The 18,432-nt window shown below is 54.6% G+C and carries 19 protein-coding genes and 2 riboswitches; of the genes, 18 read left to right on the forward strand and 1 reads right to left on the reverse strand.

Translation table 11 applies throughout. The annotated features are described in order from the left end of the window. Positions 1 to 7 precede the first annotated feature (7 nt). From obgE to I2G69_RS10800, 3 genes are read left to right on the forward strand one after another with little or no spacing between them, the layout of a single operon-like run. On the forward strand, positions 8 to 1,279 hold the full coding sequence (gene obgE, locus I2G69_RS10790; protein ID WP_195451316.1) for a GTPase ObgE: 1,272 nt from the start codon (positions 8 to 10) through the stop codon (positions 1,277 to 1,279). Between the two features lie 5 nt (positions 1,280 to 1,284). Continuing rightward, positions 1,285 to 1,713, forward strand: coding sequence for a Mini-ribonuclease 3 (locus I2G69_RS10795; RefSeq protein ID WP_195560764.1), 429 nt, complete (start codon positions 1,285 to 1,287; stop codon positions 1,711 to 1,713). A 27-nt stretch (positions 1,714 to 1,740) separates the two neighbouring features. Beyond that, positions 1,741 to 2,688, forward strand: a complete 948-nt coding sequence (locus I2G69_RS10800) for a YitT family protein (RefSeq protein ID WP_195560765.1) — start codon at positions 1,741 to 1,743, stop codon at positions 2,686 to 2,688. A gap of 138 nt (positions 2,689 to 2,826) precedes the next feature. Here the strand turns inward: I2G69_RS10800 and I2G69_RS10805 are convergent, their stop codons facing one another. After that, positions 2,827 to 3,027 carry a hypothetical protein gene (locus I2G69_RS10805; protein WP_087231805.1) on the reverse strand — a complete coding sequence of 67 codons (201 nt, stop codon included), beginning with the start codon at positions 3,025 to 3,027 and terminating at the stop codon, positions 2,827 to 2,829. A 196-nt stretch (positions 3,028 to 3,223) separates the two neighbouring features. On the opposite strand from I2G69_RS10805, the gene I2G69_RS10810 reads away from it, so the two are divergent. From I2G69_RS10810 to I2G69_RS10880, 15 genes are all read left to right on the forward strand, one after another. Continuing rightward, positions 3,224 to 3,430 carry a CPCC family cysteine-rich protein gene (locus I2G69_RS10810; RefSeq protein WP_195560766.1) on the forward strand — a complete coding sequence of 69 codons (207 nt, stop codon included), beginning with the start codon at positions 3,224 to 3,226 and terminating at the stop codon, positions 3,428 to 3,430. Between the two features lie 77 nt (positions 3,431 to 3,507). Next, positions 3,508 to 4,854 (forward strand): RsmF rRNA methyltransferase first C-terminal domain-containing protein, encoded by a 1,347-nt coding sequence (locus I2G69_RS10815; protein WP_195560767.1) that lies wholly within the window; start codon positions 3,508 to 3,510, stop codon positions 4,852 to 4,854. Positions 4,855 to 5,068: 214 nt separating this feature from the next. Next, entirely contained in the window at positions 5,069 to 6,139 is a 1,071-nt protein-coding gene (locus tag I2G69_RS10820) for a branched-chain amino acid aminotransferase (RefSeq protein WP_087231814.1), read from the forward strand. A 76-nt stretch (positions 6,140 to 6,215) separates the two neighbouring features. Next, positions 6,216 to 7,118, forward strand: coding sequence for an RluA family pseudouridine synthase (locus I2G69_RS10825; RefSeq protein WP_191441366.1), 903 nt, complete (start codon positions 6,216 to 6,218; stop codon positions 7,116 to 7,118). A gap of 112 nt (positions 7,119 to 7,230) precedes the next feature. Next, a complete protein-coding gene (locus tag I2G69_RS10830) occupies positions 7,231 to 8,016 on the forward strand; it encodes a basic amino acid ABC transporter substrate-binding protein (RefSeq protein ID WP_191362858.1) in 786 nt (261 codons plus the stop codon). Positions 8,017 to 8,110: 94 nt separating this feature from the next. Further along, positions 8,111 to 8,836, forward strand: a complete 726-nt coding sequence (locus tag I2G69_RS10835; protein WP_087231822.1) for an amino acid ABC transporter permease — start codon at positions 8,111 to 8,113, stop codon at positions 8,834 to 8,836. Between the two features lies 1 nt (position 8,837). Next, positions 8,838 to 9,572 carry an amino acid ABC transporter ATP-binding protein gene (locus I2G69_RS10840; protein WP_087231824.1) on the forward strand — a complete coding sequence of 245 codons (735 nt, stop codon included), beginning with the start codon at positions 8,838 to 8,840 and terminating at the stop codon, positions 9,570 to 9,572. A gap of 56 nt (positions 9,573 to 9,628) precedes the next feature. Then, the gene (locus I2G69_RS10845) at positions 9,629 to 10,540 is read left to right on the forward strand and encodes a zinc dependent phospholipase C family protein (RefSeq protein WP_195560768.1); all 912 of its coding nucleotides are present in this window, start codon (positions 9,629 to 9,631) and stop codon (positions 10,538 to 10,540) included. A 40-nt stretch (positions 10,541 to 10,580) separates the two neighbouring features. Next, positions 10,581 to 11,039, forward strand: a complete 459-nt coding sequence (locus tag I2G69_RS10850) for an S-ribosylhomocysteine lyase (protein WP_087231830.1) — start codon at positions 10,581 to 10,583, stop codon at positions 11,037 to 11,039. Positions 11,040 to 11,227: 188 nt separating this feature from the next. Further along, the gene (locus tag I2G69_RS10855) at positions 11,228 to 12,556 is read left to right on the forward strand and encodes a CapA family protein (RefSeq protein WP_195560769.1); all 1,329 of its coding nucleotides are present in this window, start codon (positions 11,228 to 11,230) and stop codon (positions 12,554 to 12,556) included. Between the two features lie 40 nt (positions 12,557 to 12,596). Beyond that, positions 12,597 to 12,726, forward strand: a riboswitch (FMN riboswitch). 80 nt (positions 12,727 to 12,806) lie between these two features. Then, positions 12,807 to 13,376, forward strand: a complete 570-nt coding sequence (locus I2G69_RS10860) for an ECF transporter S component (protein ID WP_087231836.1) — start codon at positions 12,807 to 12,809, stop codon at positions 13,374 to 13,376. Positions 13,377 to 13,460: 84 nt separating this feature from the next. Continuing rightward, positions 13,461 to 13,560: riboswitch (SAM riboswitch) on the forward strand. Positions 13,561 to 13,686: 126 nt separating this feature from the next. After that, positions 13,687 to 14,871 carry a methionine adenosyltransferase gene (gene metK, locus I2G69_RS10865; RefSeq protein ID WP_191362854.1) on the forward strand — a complete coding sequence of 395 codons (1,185 nt, stop codon included), beginning with the start codon at positions 13,687 to 13,689 and terminating at the stop codon, positions 14,869 to 14,871. Between the two features lie 71 nt (positions 14,872 to 14,942). Further along, a complete protein-coding gene (locus tag I2G69_RS10870; RefSeq protein WP_191405249.1) occupies positions 14,943 to 15,281 on the forward strand; it encodes a hypothetical protein in 339 nt (112 codons plus the stop codon). A 162-nt stretch (positions 15,282 to 15,443) separates the two neighbouring features. Beyond that, entirely contained in the window at positions 15,444 to 17,660 is a 2,217-nt protein-coding gene (gene recD2 / locus I2G69_RS10875) for an SF1B family DNA helicase RecD2 (RefSeq protein WP_191395361.1), read from the forward strand. Between the two features lie 13 nt (positions 17,661 to 17,673). Then, positions 17,674 to 18,360: a ComF family protein gene (locus I2G69_RS10880; protein ID WP_195560770.1), complete on the forward strand. Its 687-nt coding sequence runs from the start codon at positions 17,674 to 17,676 to the stop codon at positions 18,358 to 18,360. The last annotated feature ends 72 nt before the right edge of the window (positions 18,361 to 18,432 follow it).

An 18,432-nucleotide genomic window follows, 5' to 3' on the forward strand; every position in this document is an offset into this window, starting at 1 on the left:
ATACAAGATGTTTATCGACCATGCAAAAATCACCGTCAAAGCGGGCAAAGGCGGCGATGGAGCCGTTGCATTCCATCGGGAGAAGTATGTGGCCTCCGGCGGGCCGGACGGCGGCGACGGCGGAAAGGGCGGCAATGTTGTCTTCCAGGTGGACGACAACCTCTCCACGCTGGCGGATTTCCGCTATAAGCGCAAATATGTAGCCCCGAGTGGGGAAAATGGCCGCGGTGCGCGCTGCAATGGCAAGAGCGGCAAGGATCTCATCGTCCGCGTGCCGCGGGGCACTTTGGTCAAGGAAGCCGAGACCGGACGCATTCTTGCGGACCTCTCCAGCGATGAGCCGCAGGTCATCGCAAAGGGCGGCCGCGGCGGTTGGGGGAATATCCATTTCGCCACGCCAACCCGTCAGACGCCGCGTTTTGCGAAACCGGGCACGCCGGGAGAAAGCTTTGAGCTAATCCTGGAGCTGAAGCTTTTGGCAGACGTCGGGCTGGTTGGCTATCCGAATGTGGGCAAATCGACCCTGGTTTCCGTCGTGAGCGAGGCGAAGCCGACCATTGGCAACTATCATTTTACGACCATTACACCGGTGCTCGGCGTGGTGCGGCTGAAAGATGGCCGCTCCTTTGTGATGGCGGACATCCCCGGCCTGATTGAAGGCGCGGGCGAAGGGGTTGGGCTGGGGCACCAGTTTCTCCGTCACGTGGACCGCTGCCGTCTTTTGGTCCACATTGTGGATGTTGCAGGAAGCGAAGGCCGCGATCCCAAACAGGATTTTGAGATCATCAATACGGAACTGAAAAAGTTCAATCCGGAATTGGCAGAGCGTCCCATGCTGGTAGCGGGCAATAAGTGCGACCTTGCCACGGATGAACAAATTGAGGACTTTAAGAATTATGTGGAGGGCAAGGGATACGAGTTCTTTCCCATCATGGCGGCGATCCGCTACGATGTGGACCCGCTTCTCAACCGTATCTCCGAGCTGCTGAGTAAGCTGCCGCCGGTCAAGCGCTATGAGCCGGAGCCCCTGCCGCAGAAGCCGGTGGAGGACTTTGAAAAGAATGCCGTCAAGATCACCAAACAGGACAACGTTTATATGGTGGAGGGCGAATGGCTGTTGCAGGTCATCAACTCCGTCAATTTCGACGATTACGAATCGCTGCAATATTTCCAGCGTGTTCTTATCCAGACTGGCGTGATTGACGCCCTTCGGGATGCGGGTATCCAGGAGGGCGATACCGTCAGCATTTATGAAATTGAATTCGATTTTGTGGAGTGATACGTTTGGAACGGTTATTTGGTGCCCAGTGCGACCCAAAACAGCTTAGCCCTTTGACGCTGGCGTTTGTGGGGGACGGTGTGTTCGAACTTTTCGTACGGGAAAAGCTGGTTTGCCAGGGCAATTGCCCGGTTAACAAGCTGCATAAGCGCTCGGTGGAGCAGGTCTGCTGCGGCGCCCAGGCTGCCGCGGCCAAAAAGCTTCTTCCCATGCTGACGGAGGAAGAGGCAGCGTTATACAACCGCGGACGGAATGCGCATGTGGGGCATGTGCCGAAGAATGCCAAGGTTGCGGATTACCATGCGGCTACGGCCTTTGAAGCGCTGTTCGGTTATGTCTATCTGACCGGCAACTTACAGCGCCTTCGCGAGCTGTTTCAGCTTGCATGTGAGGCGTTGGATGAGGAGGATGGGCAGCATTTGATGGAAAAATGAGACGTTGACATGAGAGGAGGGGGTGCTATGAAGATTTCGTGGAGACAGGAGCGATCCAAAGCGCTTGCCAAGGATATCTTGTTTTTTGTAGCGGGAAGCTTGGTCTATGCAGTATCGGTGAAAATGTTTACTGCGCCGAACCAAATTGCCTCTGGAGGGGTGACGGGCTTGTCCATCGTGTTGAACTATTTGTTCCACACGCCGATCGGTACGACTGCTTTCCTCATCAATATCCCGATATTCCTTTGGGCGGTTACGGAAATTGGCTATAAGATGGTGGCGAAAACCTTCGTGGCGACGTTGTTATCCTCTGCGGCAATTGATCTGATAGGATATGTAGTGCCCCCCTATGAAGGAAACCCCATGCTGGCCGCCATATTTGGCGGTGTGCTGGAGGGAACAGGCCTTGCTTTGGTCTTCATGCGCGGTGGGACTACGGGTGGCACAGACATGGTGGCGCGCCTGTTAGGGCGGCATTTCCGCCACCTCTCCATGGGAAAGCTCATGCTTGGCGTGGACTTTGTTATTATCACATTTTCGGGTTTTGCATTCCAGAGCATGGAAAGCGCATTATATGCGCTGATTACCATTTTTGTCTCAACCCGGCTGATTGATACCATCCTCTATGGTACGGATATGGGGAATGGCAAGGTGCTGTTTATCATTTCAGAAAAAAACCAGGAAATTGCCCAACGGATTTTGATCGAGCTCGATCGCGGCGTTACAGCGCTAAAATCCCGCGGCCTTTACAGCGGGCGCGAGGGGGAAATGCTGCTTTGCGCGGTGCGGCGTTATGAGGTGTGCAAGGTCAATGATATTGTGCATGCGGTGGACCCAAACGCATTTGTGATCGTAGGCGAGGCGGGGGAAATCACAGGGGAAGGATTCCGGGAAGAAAAGCCGGACGACAAATCTCTGCGGCAAATTTTAAAAGATAGCCGTAAAAAAAGAGAATCCTCTCACAAAAGGACATGAGAAAACAGGCGGCCTTGTCGTGTAACAAAGCCGCCTGTTCTTACATATAGCCTGGGGATTTCTCGCACCCATTCCCGCAGATGCAGCTTGCACGGCAAGCGGCATCTGTGAAAAATGGGCGATCGTCAGAATGGAACGTTAGTTGTTGCTGTTCTGGCTGTTGTTCTGACCGCTGCACTGATTGGTGCCATTCTTGCAATTCTGGCTGTTCTGGCTAGAGCGGTTCTGCGTGCTGTTCTTGGCATTCTGGCTGGAACGGTTCTGGGAATTGTTCTGCAAGCTGTTCTGGCTAGAGCGATTCTGGGAACTGTTCTGACTGTTATTGTAATTGCTGTTCATGTGTATTCACCCCCTTTGCGCACTTATTATTGGTTTTGGAAAGAGGAATTATGCGATTTTGCTTTCAAAAAATGTGCGAAATCCAATGATGCGAACTATGCAAGGAGGTGACGGCATTGAGAAAGGCCCAAAATAGGGTTCCGCCCTATGGGAAAAGAAGGGGAACCGGCCAGACAACGAAGAGGAACGGACGCATGTGGAGAACGGTGCGCCTTGTACATGCTGCGGGGATCGAACCATTCCCAGCCACAAAGATATGATTTCCTACATTTGTCCGATTTGTTATTGGGAAATCGATGTGTTCTTATCCGGGGAAGAAGAGCCCAGCGACGAAAACCATGGTTTGACCCTGAAAGAGGCGCGGGAAAATTTTGAGCAGTATGGCGTGGTGTTGCCATCCTGAAAGCGGTATTGCCGGATGCCCACGAAAAGCGAGAAAAGATGGAAAGAAAGAGACGTTCAAGAAGGGAAGAAACAGACATGACAACATTGCCACAGGCATTTTGCGACCGCATGAAAGAGACATTAGGCAGGGAATATGAGGTCTTTCTCGCCTGTTATGAAAAGCCGCACTTGCGGGGAATCCGCTTGAATCCCCAAAAATGTGGGGAAGATCTTCTCCGCTCGGCCCTGCCGTTTCCGGTCACAGCGGCGCCGTTTTCGCCGCTTTCCTATTATGTTCCAAAGGAGGCGGAGCATCTGGGCGTGTTGCCGTTGCACCATGCGGGTGCATTTTATGTGCAGGAACCGTCCGCGGCTTCGGCTGTCACTGTGTTGGCTCCGCAGCCCGGTGAGCGGGTGCTGGACCTCTGCGCAGCACCGGGAGGAAAGTCCACACAGATCGCCGCTTTATTGGCGGGGGAAGGCTTGCTCTGGAGCAATGAGATCGTCCGAAACCGGGCAAATGCGTTGCTCTCCAATGTGGAGCGAATGGGTGTGCGAAATGCGGTCGTATCCTGCTGCCGTCCGGAGGTGCTTTGCGGCGCGTTGGCGGGTTTCTTCGACAAAGTGCTTGTGGACGCCCCCTGCTCCGGTGAAGGAATGTTCCGGCGCGACGAACGGGCGATACAGGAATGGAGTCCCGAGCATGTAAAGACTTGCGCTGTGCGCCAGCTTGCGATTTTGGAGAGTGCGTCGCAGGCCCTGCGGGAGGGTGGCATTCTGGTCTATTCGACCTGCACATTCTCCCCTGAGGAAAACGAAGGGGTGATCTCTGCGTTTTTGGAGGAACATTGCGATTTTGCACTGGTGGATTGCGGCGTCTCTTTCGGACGGCCGGGCACGATTCCACAAACACGGCGCATCCTGCCGCTGGATGGCGGCGAGGGCCATTTTGTGGCGAAGTTACAGCGGATATCCGAAAACGGCGATGCGCCGGCGCCCTATTCCTATCAAAAGCCGAGTAAGGAGGCGCGAGCCTGCTGTGAGCTGATCTATCGAGAAGCGCCCAAGGGGGCAATGGAACAGATCGGCGACAACCTCTTGCTTTTGCCAAACGGCCTTCCCCAGATGAAGGGCCTCGGGGTGTTGCGGGCTGGCGTGCTGTTGGGCACCTTTCAGAAACGAATCGAACCGGCACATGCGGCGTTTATGGCGGCAAAGCCCCAGGAACTGCGTGTGGTACTCGAGCTATCCCACAGTGACCCACGGATCGCTGCATTCCTGCACGGGGAAGAGCTGGAAGCGCCCGATTCCTATAAGGGCTATACCGGCGTGGCGGTGGACGGCATTGTCACCGGGTTTGGAAAATGCTCGGGAGGCCGTTTGAAGAATCGCTATCCCAAGGGGCTGCGTAACCATGGAACAGCATTTATGCAGGATATTTGATGCTTCTGTGCAAAATGAAAATAGCGATGGAGAAATGCAAATTTGATAGATAAGATTGTAGCAAGGGGAAGAATTTGGAGTTCCCTCTAAAAAACAGATCAAATCTTATCAAATCTGTGGAGAAATTTGCTGTGCCTTTCGCACAGTAACAGCTTGAAATCCCCGAAAAATGATGGTACAATAAACGGGAATAATCAGAAAGAGGGCATTTACCATGCAGGAAATCAGAGTGGAACTTACAAAAAATCCGAAACAAAAGCCGGCTCCGGGCGCGCCCCTTCCGTTCGGAACCATTTTCACCGACCACATGTTTATTATGAACTACGACGAGGGGCAGGGTTGGCACGATCCCCGCATCGTTCCTTATGGGCCGATTGAAATGGATCCTTCCGCCATGTGCCTGCATTACGGCCAGTCCGTATTTGAAGGCATGAAGGCTTACCGCGCGCAGGATGGCAGAATTTTGCTGTTCCGTCCGGATAAAAACATGGCCCGCCTGAATGTTTCCAATGACCGCCTGTGCATTCCTCCGATCGACGAGGAGCTTGCGAAGGCAGCGATTGAAAAACTCGTCTCCGTAGAAAAGGACTGGGTGCCCAGTGAAGAGGGGACGTCCCTCTATATTCGCCCGTTTATCATTGGCGTCGATCCTCACATCGGCGTACATCCGGCGCACCATCTGTTGTTCATGGTCATCTGCTGCCCGGTAGGCGCGTACTATCCGGAAGGGCTCGATCCGGTCAAGATTTATGTGGAGACCAATTATGTCCGTGCGGTGCGCGGCGGCATGGGCTTCACGAAGACGGCGGGCAACTATGCAGCTTCCTTGAAGGCGCAGGATGAGGCGGAGAAGCAGGATTATACCCAGGTGCTGTGGCTCGACGGCGTGGAGCGCAAATACATCGAAGAAGTCGGCACTATGAATGTCTTCTTTGTCATTGACGACGAAGTGGTCACACCCGCGTTGCAGGGTTCGATCCTGTCCGGCATTACCCGTATGTCCTGCATTGAGATGTTGAAGTCCTGGGGGATGAAGGTTTCGGAGCGGAGGCTTTCGATCCAGGAGGTTGCGGATGCAGCGGCAGAAGGCCGCCTGAAAGAGGCGTTCGGTACTGGTACGGCGGCAGTTATCTCCCCGATTGGCCACTTGAAGTGGGGCGACGACATCATGGAGATCAACAATGGGGAAATCGGTCCGCTCTCCCAGAAGTTGTACGATACCCTCACTGGAATCCAGTGGGGTAAAATTAAGGACGAGTTTGGTTGGACCGTCGAAGTAAAATAAATCGTTTTGTGGGACAGAACGGCGGTGTGCGGATGGGCTTGCCGCCGTTCTTTTTGTCTACCCGCGGGGAGGTTCCATGAGAAAACTGACGTTCACAGTGCCGGAAGCATACGATGCTGCACAGTTAAAAGGGTTTTTGCGCCATTTTTGCGGGGTATCCGCCCGGCTTTTGACCGATCTCAAGAAGGAACCTCTGGGAATTACAGTCAATGGCGTCCATGCGACGGTACGAAAGGTTTTGCAGGCTGGCGACCAAGTACAGCTTGCGCTTCCCGCGGACGGTGCCTGTCCGGAACCGGTGGATCTTCCTTTGGCCCCACTCTATGAGGACCGGGATCTCTTGGCGGTTGACAAGCCAGCGGCGATGCCGGTGCATCCCTCTCCTGGGCACGACCGGGACAGCTTAGCGAACGCCGCCGCCGCATATTTTCAGAAAAAAGATGCATGCTGCGCCTTCCGGCCGGTCTACCGGCTGGATCGGGATACCACCGGCGTATTGGTTTTGGCGAAGAACACCTATGCAGCAGCGCGCTTGGCGCATGGGATCGAAAAAGTCTATTTGGCAGTATGCGAAGGTATCCTGACGGGAAGCGGGACGGAAAACGGCCCAATTGAGCGATTGCCGGGACATACGATCCAGCGCTGTGTTTCGGAAAACGGAATCCACGCGGTGACGCATTGGCGTGCTTTATGCTGCTCAAAGAGTCATACATTGGCGGCTTTCCGGCTGGAAACCGGTCGGACACATCAAATCCGCGTGCATATGTCCAACAGAGGGAACCCTTTAGCAGGGGACGATCTGTATGGCGGGAGCCGGGAATATATTGGCCGCCAGGCACTTCACTGTGCACAGGCAACCTTCCAACATCCGGTGACTGGGGAAAGAATGTGCATAATCGCGCCAGTTCCAGAGGATTTCTGTATACTTTTGGAGTCTTGCGGCTTGCAAGTTCCACAAAATTATTCGAATTTTATCTAGTAAGTTATTAAATCTTCTGAAATTTCGAAGACCGCATAAGTATGCTTGAAATATGAATATTTATGCGATAGAATGAGAGAAGATTTCAGTAACGAATTTGGGGGTACGATTTATGAAAACAGGGAAGAAGATTTTAGCATTCCTTCTGGCGGTGTCCATGATGGTTCCGATGTCTGCTTGCGGCAGCAAAGTCAAGACGCCGGAGGACATTCAAAATGCAGGAACGCTGTACATGGCAACCAATGCGGAGTTTGAGCCGTTTGAGTACAAGGATGGCGACGAGGTCGTTGGCATCGACATTGAGATTTCCCAAAAAATTGCCGATAAGCTGGGCGTAGAGCTGGAAGTCAGCGACATCGCATTTGACACATTGATCACAGCGTTGCAGTCCGGCAAAGCGGACATCGTTGCAGCGGGTATGACTGCGAGCGAGGACCGCAAAAAGAACGTGGATTTCTCCGATCCGTATTTCGACGCTTCCCAGGCGATCATTGTGACGAATGACAGTGACATCACTTCCCGTACCGATCTGAACGGTAAGACGGTCGGCGTCCAGCTGGGCACCACGGGCGACCAGTATTGCACCAACGAGGACGGAGAGAACGACATTTCTGTGGCAGAAGTGAAGCGTTACAGCAAGGGCATGGAGGCAGTTTCCGACCTGCTCGCTGGCCGTATTGACGCGGTTGTCATCGACGATTTCCCGGCTGAAAAGCTGGTGGAAAAGAACAGCGATAAGATCAAGAAGCTGGATGAGGCGCTCACGAGCGAAGAATATGCAATTGCCATGCCGAAGGGCAGCACGGAATTGCAGAAGCTGGTCAACGAAGTCCTTCAGGAGATGAAGGACAGCGGCGAGATGGATGAGATCGTCAGCAAGTACATCAGCGCTGAATAAATTTAGAAGAAACAAGAGACAGCAGAAGAGCGGCTGGACCCTTTGATAGGAGCAGCGGCTTTTCTGCCTGCTTCTGTTTTATGGGGAGGTCGTCATGCAGACACTTTTCGCATCGCTTCCGCTGTCCTTTTTCTCCGATCTGGGACAGCAGTTCTATGATGATTTTATTTTAAAAGACCGGTATATGTACATCGTACAGGGATTTGGCAACACGGTGGCAATCACGTTGGTGGCTGTCATCATCGGTATCATCCTGGGTACGTTGGTCGCCCTGGTGCGCATCACGCATCAGAATAACCCAAAGAAACTGCGCATCCTCAATAAAATTTGCGGTTTATACTTGACGGTTATCCGCGGCACCCCTGTGCTGGTGCAGTTGATGATTATGGTGTACTTCATCTTCGCCAGCGGGGAAACGCTTCTGGTGGCAATGCTGTCGTTCGGTATCAATTCCGGCGCCTATGTTGCCGAGGTCATTCGAAGCGGCATCCAGTCCGTGGACCGTGGCCAGATCGAGGCTGGGCGCTCCCTGGGGTTGAACGGCCGGACAACCATGAGCAAGATCGTTTTGCCGCAGGCATTTAAAAATGTCGCTCCCGCGGTCTTCAATGAGTTTATCGCCCTTTTGAAGGAGACTTCCGTCGCCGGCTATGTCGGCATTCAGGATCTGACCAAGGGCGGCGATATTATCCGCAGTATTACATACGATGCATTCCTGCCCCTGTTCCTGGTGGCGGCGGTTTATCTGGTGCTGGTCATCCTGTTGACTACGTGCCTGTCCAAGCTCGAAAGGAGGCTGCACCAGAGTGATAAACGTTAAAATGATAAGCGTTAAAAATTTGGAAAAGACGTTCCATACCCTGCGGGGCGACCTTCATGTGCTCAAGGGGATCAACCAGGAGATTCAAAAAGGGGAAAAGGTGGTGATCGTGGGGCCGTCCGGCTCCGGAAAGAGCACCTTTCTCCGCTGCCTGAACCTGCTGGAAATGCCCACCGGGGGCGAGGTGTGGTTTGAAGGGACGCAGATCAACGCTCCCGGCTGCGATGTAGACCAGCTCCGCCGCAAAATGGGCATGGTGTTCCAGCACTTCAATCTGTTTCCGCACCTGTCCGTGTTGAAAAACATCACGCTTGCACCTGTGACGCTCAAGATCAAGACGCAGAAAGAGGCGGACGATAAGGCGATGCAGCTTTTGAAGCGCATTGGTCTGGAGGATAAAGCAAACGCCTATCCCTCCCAGCTCTCTGGCGGCCAGCAGCAGCGCATTGCCATTGTGCGCGCACTTGCGATGGAGCCGGATGTGATGCTCTTTGACGAACCGACCAGCGCCTTGGACCCGGAGATGGTCGGGGAAGTGCTTCAGGTCATGAAAGAGCTTGCGCACGAAGGGATGACCATGGTGGTCGTCACGCATGAAATGAACTTTGCCCGCGAGGTAGCCACGCGTGTCCTCTTCATGGATGAGGGTCAGGTCTTGGAAGAGGCCAAGCCGGACGAGTTCTTCACACATCCAAAGAATCCGCGTCTGCAGGACTTTTTGTCCAAAGTCCTTTAAAAAGAAAATCGATTGTGCTACAATAGGAGACATCTTTTGGGATGTCTCCTATTTTTATGAATGGCGGAGACGGAAAGCGAGGGATGCATATGCCTGCGGCAATCACACATTACTACCACGTCCTGCGGGTGCTGGAACTCTGGAAACCAGATACGGCCAACCGCGATGCGCTTTTGTGGGGCGCACAGGGACCGGACTTCCTTTTTTATCACCGTGTTTTGCCTTGGCAAAAAGGGGAGAGTCTCTCTGTTTACGGGGAACGATTGCACCAGGAAGAGGTCGTTCAGACCTTATCCATTTTGCGCGGTTATGCGGAGTCCCACCCTTCGGAGATCGTAAAAAGCTATATCGCGGGATTCCTCTGCCATTATGCGGCAGACCGGACCTGTCACCCGTTTGTGCGGGCGCATGCGCGCGAACTGTTACAGGTTCAACCGGAGCAAGATGAGCAGATTGCACACCACGAATTGGAGTCGGCGCTCGACGTGATCCTGCTGCGCTATGAGGCCGGGGCGCTTCCAATTGAGTTTTCCCTCAAAAAGACGCTCCCGAAGGACCCACAGGTGGAGGCAGAGATTGCCACACTCTATGCGTTTTTGCTGCATGTACGGTTTGGCGTATCGAATGCGAAACCCCTGGTGGAGCAGGCAATCCGAGATGCGCACACAGCATTGGGATGGTTGAACGACCGTACCAGCTTGAAAAAATCGCTGGTGGAGCGTTGGGAAAAGAAGCATGGCGGGAAGCATCTCCTTTCGTGCCATATCCGCGGCGTGGGCGAAGGGGATGATTTCGATTACGCCAACACGTTGCTGGGAACATGGCGCTGGCCGGAGAATGGAGAGCCCAAGAACGAAAGCTTTTTCGATGTGTATGAACGGTCCATTCAGGATGCTTTGGAACTGATCAACGGATTTTTTGCAGGGATAGATCTGGATAAGCTCACGGGAGGCCGTTCCTTTGGCTGAGATCCAATCATCTGATTCAAACAAAAATGGAGGAAATCGTATGGATAAAATTGCAAGCTTTTGCATTGACCACGACAAATTGGTACCCGGCATTTACCTCTCCCGCATCGACGGGGACGTGAAAACGTATGACATCCGTATGCGCCGCCCCAATACGCCGCCCTATTTGGAAAACGCGGCGCTGCACACCCTGGAGCACCTGTTCGCGACCTTTGCGCGCAATTCGGAGTGGAAGGACCATGTGATCTACTTTGGGCCGATGGGCTGCCGGACGGGCTGCTATTTCCTGCTCAAGGACATGGAGGAGGCGGACGCGGTGCGCCTGATCCGCTCGATTTTCCGGCAGATTGCAGAGTATGAAGGGGAGATCCCCGGGGCGACGGCCAAAGAATGCGGCAACTACTTGGAGCACGATCTGGCAGGAGCGCGAAAAGAGGCGCAGGACTTCCTGCCCATCATCGAAGATTGGGACGAGCGGAACCTGGTTTACCCGGCATAACTGGTTCTGGAGATCCTTTCGATCAGCCGCTGTGGAGCCGATCCTTCACGGCGGCTGTTTCTGTCGGAATCCGTCATACGGTTTTCATGGCTTTCTTCCGCAGTTTGATGTATAATCCAAGTAGAGAATGGCGCGGCCGATGAAGTATATCGGCCGCCATGGACGGTATCAATACAGGAGAACCCGATATGAAAAAAGCAAAGTATTACCGGAAGAATCCCCGCCCATTACCGGTGCGCATGGGGACGGTCATTTTGCGGATGTCCACAGCGGGCTTAGCTGTTTTGCTGTGCGTTGCTGCTTTCCTTCTGCTGACCACCACGGGGCGGATTCAGAATACAGAGCAGATCCCACAAGAGAGCGTTTCACAGCCAGCGGAGGAACCGTTCGAACCGTCACAGGAGCTGGAGCCGGAAACGCCGTCTGCACCGCCTCCGGACAAGCCTTTGGAAAGCGAACCTTTGCCGGAGCCGGAGACCGCCTCGATCACAATCCTCGGGGTGGGCGACAACCTAATCCACGACGGCATTTACAAACAGGCCAACCGGCGCGCCGGCGGGACAGGCTATGACTTTTCCCCGGTATATGAGCGGGTTGCCCCCTATATCCAACAGGCGGACGTCGCGGTCATCAACCAAGAGACGCCGCTGGCGGGCGATATCCTGCCCTTATCCGGATACCCGCGGTTCAATTCGCCGGCGGAATTGGGGGACGAGCTGGTGAAGATCGGTTTTGATGTCATCAACCATGCGAACAATCATATACTGGATCAGGGCGAACAGGGGCTGCGCGCCACGTTGGACACTTGGGACAAAAAGAATGCCGCCGTGGTGGGGGCGTACCGAAGCGATGCGGACTTGGAAAACATCCGCATCATAGAGAAAAACGGCATCAAGACAGCGCACATCGGTGTGACGGAGATGACCAACGGCCTGTTTCTGCCGAAGGATTCCCCCTATCACATCCTCTTGACCAAGGAGACGGACCTTCTGAAGCGGTTGGTCCAGAAGGCGAAATCCATGGCGGACGTTGTAGTGGTGTCCGTCCACTGGGGGACAGAGTATACCCATACCCCCACCCAGAAGCAGCAGGAGCTGGCCCAAAATCTGGTGGATTGGGGCGCGGATATTATTTTCGGAAACCATGCGCATACCTTACAGCCGGTGGCTATGTTGGAACGCGCTTCGGATGGCGCGCAATGTCCGGTGGTCTATGCCCTGGGAAATTTTGTCTCGGCGCAGGATCGCGCGATGAGCATGGTGGGCGGGATGCTCCAGGTGACCGTGGAGAAAGAGCTGCAAAGCGGGAAGACCTCCATAACGGACGTCCGTTTCGAACCGATTGTCACCCATTACGGCGACTATTTCCGGGATATAACCATTTATCCGCTCGAACAATATTCGGAGGCATTGGCGCAACAGCACGGCGTGCGCCAATACGATTCTTCCTTTAGCTTATCTTACATACAAAACATGGTGGAGCAAGTAATTCCGGAAAAATATCGTTCTAAGGATTGACAGACGCATGGAAGAGCGTTATAATATTAACAAATTTAAGAGCTGTCTTCGGGGCGGGGTGCAATTCCCCACCGGCGGTAATGCGGCGTTAGCCGACAAGCCCGCGAGCGAAAGCTGATTTTGGTGAGATCCCAAAGCCGACGGTATAGTCCGGATGGAAGAAGAACCGCGCGTTATGCGTATTTAGGCCCCGTGGCGTTATTGCCGCGGGGCTTTTTTCGTAGACAGCCCACAAAAAGGAGAGGTATCTATGAAAACAAACACCAAAGACAATGTGATCCGCATGGCGCAAATGGGAATGCTCGCCGCAATTGCAATCGTTCTTGTAACGGTCACCCAATTCCCGATTATCCCTGCCGCACCGTTCATGAAGTACGACATGGCGGATGTGCCGATCCTATTGGGGACGCTGTTGTTTGGAACCGTACCGGGACTGGTGATCCTGCTGGTGGTTTCCCTGATCCAGGCGTTCCTTTTAGGTGGTGATGGCTGGATTGGGCTGGTGATGCACGTCGTCGCGTCCGGTGCGCTGGTGGTCCTGGTGGGGCAGTTCAGCGGATGGCACCACAAATTCCGCGATACGGTCGTCGGTATGGTGCTGGGGACTTTGGCGATGACCGCGTTGATGATCCCGCTGAATCTGGTATTGACCAGCTATTTCCAGGGCGTGCCGATGCAGGCGGTCGTGGATATGATCATCCCAGTCATTATCCCGTTTAATCTCATCAAGGCGTCGGCCAACTGTGTGATTACAGCGATTGTCTTCAAGGCATTGCAGCCGTTTGTCCGCCGTCATAAGGATCTTGTTGGCCAGTCCTAAGACACATTTTATAGGAATTTTTCTTATTTTGTCCCTTTACAGGGATACCAATCCGTGCTATAATACATCTGCTAACAGAATATGTCCTTATCAAGAGTGACGGAGGGAACAGGCCCTGTGATGTCCGGCAACCTGCTTTTAAAAGCAAGGTGCTAATTCCTGCGGGTAAACCGAAAGATGAGGTTGCTTTATAGGCCGCTCGGTTTTCCGGGCGGCTTTTTTATGACCTGGAATCTTGAATCAGGGGGCAATCGCGCTTCCAAGGACATGGACAAGAATGGCAATTTTCAAACAGGAGGACAAACACAACATGGCAAAGTATTTTTTCACTTCCGAATCGGTGACCGAGGGGCATCCCGATAAACTCTGCGATCAGATTTCTGACGCGGTATTGGATGCGATTTTGGAGCAGGACCCCCGTGCGCATGTTGCCTGCGAGGTGGCGGCGACAACCGGGATGCTGCACATCATGGGTGAGATTTCTACAGAATGCTACGTGGATATTGCGTCGATCGCCCGCAATGTGGCCATCGACGTCGGCTATAGCAACAACAAATATGGATTTGACGGCAATACCTGCGGCGTTATCACATCGATCGATATGCAGTCGCCCGACATCGCCATGGGCGTCAATAAATCCTATGAGGCGCAGAACGGCGCGACCGACGCCCTCGACAGCGTCGGCGCGGGCGACCAGGGGATGATGTTTGGCTTTGCCTGCGACGAAACACCGGAGCTCATGCCCCTGGCGATCTCCCTGGCGCATAAGGTGTCCAAAAAGCTGAGCGACGTGCGCAAGAGCCGCGAGCTGCCCTATCTGCGTCCGGATGGGAAGACGCAGATTACTGTGGAGTACGAAGACGGCGTCCCGGTGCGCGTGGATACGGTCGTGCTGTCCACGCAACACAGCCCGGATGTCACGTTGGAACAGATTCGCGCCGACGTGGTGGAGCATGTGATCAAGGCAGCGATCCCGGCCAAGTGGTTGGATGAGAACACCAAATTTTATGTCAATCCGACCGGCCGCTTTGTTGTGGGTGGCCCGGCGGGGGATACCGGCTTGACGGGGCGCAAGATCATTGTGGATTCCTATGGCGGGTATGGCCGTCATGGGGGCGGCGCCTTCTCCGGAAAGGACCCGACCAAAGTGGACCGTTCCGGTGCTTACGCGGCGCGCTATGTCGCGAAGAACATTGTAGCGGCGGGTTTGGCAAAGAAATGTGAGGTGCAGCTTGCTTATGCCATCGGTGTAGCGCGGCCCATCTCGGTTGCGGTGGATACCTTCGGGACGTCCGATTATACCAGCGAACAGCTGGAAAATGCCGTGCGCAAAGTGTTTGACCTGCGCCCGGCCGCGATCATCCAGAATTTCGACCTCTGCCGCCCAATTTACCGCCAGATTTCCAACTATGGTCATATGGGCCGCGAAGATCTGAACCTGCCGTGGGAACAGCGGGACCGGGTAGAAGCGCTCAAGGCGGCGCTTAACGCTTAAATAGTACGATTTTCGAAAAAAATATGCGCGGAAATCACCTTGTCACATAAACTGTGATGAGGTGATTTTTTATGTGGGGAATTCTATTTAAGACCATTCTGATTCTTTTAGCGATTGTTGGGCTGACAGAGGTATTCCGGCTTTTGGCCTTCCATTTTTTGCGCACCCGCCATCGGGGGAAGCTCTTTTGGGTGCTCTCCTTCCAAGGGCACGACGGTGAAGCGGAGCTCGCACTGAAGAACGCCTTGGAGCATTTGCGCTGGTTGGACAGCACGCAGGAGAAGCTGGTGCTCTGCGTCGACCGAGGAATGGACGAAGAAACGCGGGAGGTCTGCCGTGTTGTCAGCCGTGAAAACCTGGATGTGCGCATTTGTACGCCGGAGGAAGTCGCGGAAATCCTGGAACAATAGTTTACAAATACATACAAAATCGTCTATACTAAAATTACGCCTTATACCGGCCGAACGGACAAACGGCCGGTATAAGCCCTGTTGGAATTGGAATTTTGTCGGATGACGGCTGCCAAGCGGTGCAATTGGCATGCCAAAAACCGACATATGGGAGGAACCAACATGTATGAAGAGACCCTTCTGGAGATGACCGGCTCGGTGGAGCGGGTTGTCTTTCGGAATGAAAAAAATGGATATACGGTATTGGAGCTCAACAACGGCCAGGAGCTGGTCACCGTGGTGGGGACCATCCCCTGGGTGAGCGCCGGAGAGGAGCTCCGGGTGATCGGCAACTGGAGCAGCCATCCGAATTTTGGCACGCAGTTCAAGGTGGAGGCGTTTGAGCGCTCCAAGCCGGCCACTGCAGTGGCAATGCTGAAATACCTGTCCTCCGGAGCGATCAAGGGAATTGGAGCTGCCACCGCCGCCCGGATTGTGGATACCTTTGGGGACAACACCCTGCACATTTTGGAAGAAGAACCGGAGCGCCTGAGCAGCATCAAGGGGATTACACGCGACAAGGCGCGGAAGATTGGGGAGGAGTTCCAGCGCGTGCACGGCATCCGGGAGATGATGCTCAGTTTGGGTCAATACGGCATTTCCCCGGAGGAAGCGGTGCGCATCTGGAAACAGTTCGGCCCGCAGGCCGTGGAACGCGTCCAGGAGAATCCCTATTGCCTATGTGACGGCGGACTGAACATCGGCTTCAGCCGGGCGGACGACATCGCCGCCTCTTTAGAGCGCCCGCAGGACGACATCTGCCGCCTCCGCGCCGGGCTGGTGTATGTTTTAAAGCACAACATCGGGAATGGGCATACCTGTCTGCCGGAGGAAAAGCTTCTGGCTGCGACGGCCGGAATGCTGGGCGTCGATGTGACGCTTACCCAGGAGGCGCTGGAACAGCTCAAGCAGGACGGTTCCGTCATCTCCCAGCTCTTTCACGGCAGGGAATTTATTTTTACCCCAAAGCTGCACCGCTCCGAAGTTTACGCGGCAGCGCGCATCGGGATGCTGCTGCGTTATCCGGCACAGTCGATCGTCGGGATCGACCATTACATTGCGGTGATGGAGCAGGAGCTCTCGATCCACTATGCGGAGATGCAAAAGCAGGCCATCCGCAAGGCGCTGTCCCAGGGCATGTTGATTTTGACCGGCGGCCCCGGCACCGGAAAGACTACCACGCTCAACGCAATCATCAAGATTTTGGAGCGCAAGGGGGAAAAGGTGCTTTTGGCAGCGCCGACGGGCCGCGCGGCGAAACGGATGTCCGACCTGACCGGCAAAGAGGCCAAGACCATCCACCGCTTGTTGCAGGTGGAATGGGATGAGAACGACCAGCCCACCTTTGCTAAGAACGAAAAGAACAATCTGGACTGCGACGCACTGGTGATCGACGAGCTTTCCATGGTGGACGTCACCATTTTTGAGGCAGTGCTGCGGGCGCTTCCGCTCGGCTGCCGCTTGATCCTGGTGGGCGACAGCGACCAGCTTCCCAGTGTCGGGCCCGGCAATGTGCTGGGCGATCTGATTGCCTCGGAGATGCTTCCGGTGGTGCGTTTGAACGAGATTTTCCGGCAGTCCATGCAGAGCTTGATTGTCACAAATGCCCACCGGATCGTGGCGGGGGAGATGCCCGACCTCTCCGTGCGGACAAGCGATTTCTTCTTTTTGCCCAGCAGCAATGCCGCAGATGTGGCGGAGACCATCGTCGGCCTCTGCGCCAAGCGCCTGCCCGCCAGCTATGGATATTCCCCCATGGCGGACATTCAGGTCCTTTGTCCCGGTAGGAAGGGCGATCTGGGAACCAATGAGCTGAATAAGCGCCTACAGGCTGCGCTGAACCCGCCGGACCGCAAAAAGAATGAGATTACGGTCAATGGGGTGTTGTTTCGCGAAGGCGACAAGGTGATGCAGGTCAAAAACGACTACAACCTCCCTTGGAACAAATCGGACGGCACCACCGGCGAAGGCGTGTTCAACGGGGACATGGGCGTGTTGTGCGGGGTGGACCGCCGCGCTTCTGTCCTGACGGTGCTGATGGACGACGACCGCCTCGTCCTGTACGAATTGGATGCCGCCTCCGAGTTGGAATTGGCCTATGCTATGACGGTCCATAAAAGCCAAGGAAATGAGTTCACCGCGGTGGTGATGCCCATGTTTCCCGGGCCGCCGCAGTTGTGCTATCGCAATCTCCTTTATACGGCCATCACGCGCGCAAAAACGCTGCTGGTGATGGTGGGGATGCGGCGCACCGTGCAGGCAATGGTGGAAAACGCCCGCAAGACCCGGCGTTACTCCGGCCTTTTATATTTTTTGACGGGCGCCGGTCAGGAGGAATAGAAGGGAAGGAACCATGGGCTTAAAGGCTGTTTTTCAAACATTGGGGGACATGCTGTTCCCTCCGCGATGCCTATTTTGCGACGAATTAATCTATCCAGGGTGGGAGATCTGTGAAGCGTGTGAAAACGAGATCGCGGCTTCTCCCGCGATTCGCCGCATGAAACCGGGCGTAAGCGGGGAGACTGTATGGTGTTTGACGCCCTTCCGCTATGAAGGCCCGGTCAAAGAATCGCTCATGCGGTTCAAGTTCCAGGGGCACCGGGAATACGCGCCCTATTATGGCCGGAAAGTTGCCGAAGGGCTTCGGGAGCAATGGAGGGAGGAAGCTTTTACGGTTGCAACAGCGGTCCCTCTTTCGAAACGACGCCTGCGCGAGCGTGGATACAACCAGGCGGAGCTGATTGCGCGGGAGGCTGCAAAATGGCTGGGACTGCCCTATGTAGAAACGCTCCGAAAGGCGAAGGAAAACCAGGTGCAGCACGAACTCTCCGGCGAAGAACGCCTGCGAAATGTGCAGGGCGTATACCGGGCTTGCAACGGGATACGGCTGGCGGGAGAGTCCATCCTGCTCATCGATGATATCGTCACGACGGGCGCAACGCTCTGCGAATGTGCGCGTATCTTGTTGCGGGAAGGGGCGGCGCGTGTGGTCTGTGCGGCGGTGGCGGATGTTCACTGGGATGAAACACAGAACATGTAGGTTTGTCAAACATCTTGTACAGCGAGAGATTCAAAGAAAGCAGCAAGTTTTTCTTTCGGGGAGAGCCAGGCA

The organism is Anaeromassilibacillus sp. D41t1_190614_C2 (assembly GCF_015558525.1).
Taxonomy (GTDB): Bacteria; Bacillota; Clostridia; order Oscillospirales; family Acutalibacteraceae; genus Anaeromassilibacillus; species Anaeromassilibacillus stercoravium.

Coding starts and splice junctions, on each gene's coding strand:
- obgE (WP_195451316.1), top strand. CDS start 8: ATGTTTATCGACCATGCAAAAATCACCGTCAAAGCGGGCAAAGGCGGC.
- I2G69_RS10800 (WP_195560765.1), top strand. CDS start 1,741: ATGAAGATTTCGTGGAGACAGGAGCGATCCAAAGCGCTTGCCAAGGAT.
- I2G69_RS10805 (WP_087231805.1), bottom strand. CDS start 3,027: ATGAACAGCAATTACAATAACAGTCAGAACAGTTCCCAGAATCGCTCT.
- I2G69_RS10815 (WP_195560767.1), top strand. CDS start 3,508: ATGACAACATTGCCACAGGCATTTTGCGACCGCATGAAAGAGACATTA.
- I2G69_RS10820 (WP_087231814.1), top strand. CDS start 5,069: ATGCAGGAAATCAGAGTGGAACTTACAAAAAATCCGAAACAAAAGCCG.
- I2G69_RS10825 (WP_191441366.1), top strand. CDS start 6,216: ATGAGAAAACTGACGTTCACAGTGCCGGAAGCATACGATGCTGCACAG.
- I2G69_RS10830 (WP_191362858.1), top strand. CDS start 7,231: ATGAAAACAGGGAAGAAGATTTTAGCATTCCTTCTGGCGGTGTCCATG.
- I2G69_RS10835 (WP_087231822.1), top strand. CDS start 8,111: ATGCAGACACTTTTCGCATCGCTTCCGCTGTCCTTTTTCTCCGATCTG.
- I2G69_RS10840 (WP_087231824.1), top strand. CDS start 8,838: ATGATAAGCGTTAAAAATTTGGAAAAGACGTTCCATACCCTGCGGGGC.
- I2G69_RS10845 (WP_195560768.1), top strand. CDS start 9,629: ATGAATGGCGGAGACGGAAAGCGAGGGATGCATATGCCTGCGGCAATC.
- I2G69_RS10850 (WP_087231830.1), top strand. CDS start 10,581: ATGGATAAAATTGCAAGCTTTTGCATTGACCACGACAAATTGGTACCC.
- I2G69_RS10855 (WP_195560769.1), top strand. CDS start 11,228: ATGAAAAAAGCAAAGTATTACCGGAAGAATCCCCGCCCATTACCGGTG.
- I2G69_RS10860 (WP_087231836.1), top strand. CDS start 12,807: ATGAAAACAAACACCAAAGACAATGTGATCCGCATGGCGCAAATGGGA.
- metK (WP_191362854.1), top strand. CDS start 13,687: ATGGCAAAGTATTTTTTCACTTCCGAATCGGTGACCGAGGGGCATCCC.
- I2G69_RS10870 (WP_191405249.1), top strand. CDS start 14,943: ATGTGGGGAATTCTATTTAAGACCATTCTGATTCTTTTAGCGATTGTT.
- recD2 (WP_191395361.1), top strand. CDS start 15,444: ATGTATGAAGAGACCCTTCTGGAGATGACCGGCTCGGTGGAGCGGGTT.
- I2G69_RS10880 (WP_195560770.1), top strand. CDS start 17,674: ATGGGCTTAAAGGCTGTTTTTCAAACATTGGGGGACATGCTGTTCCCT.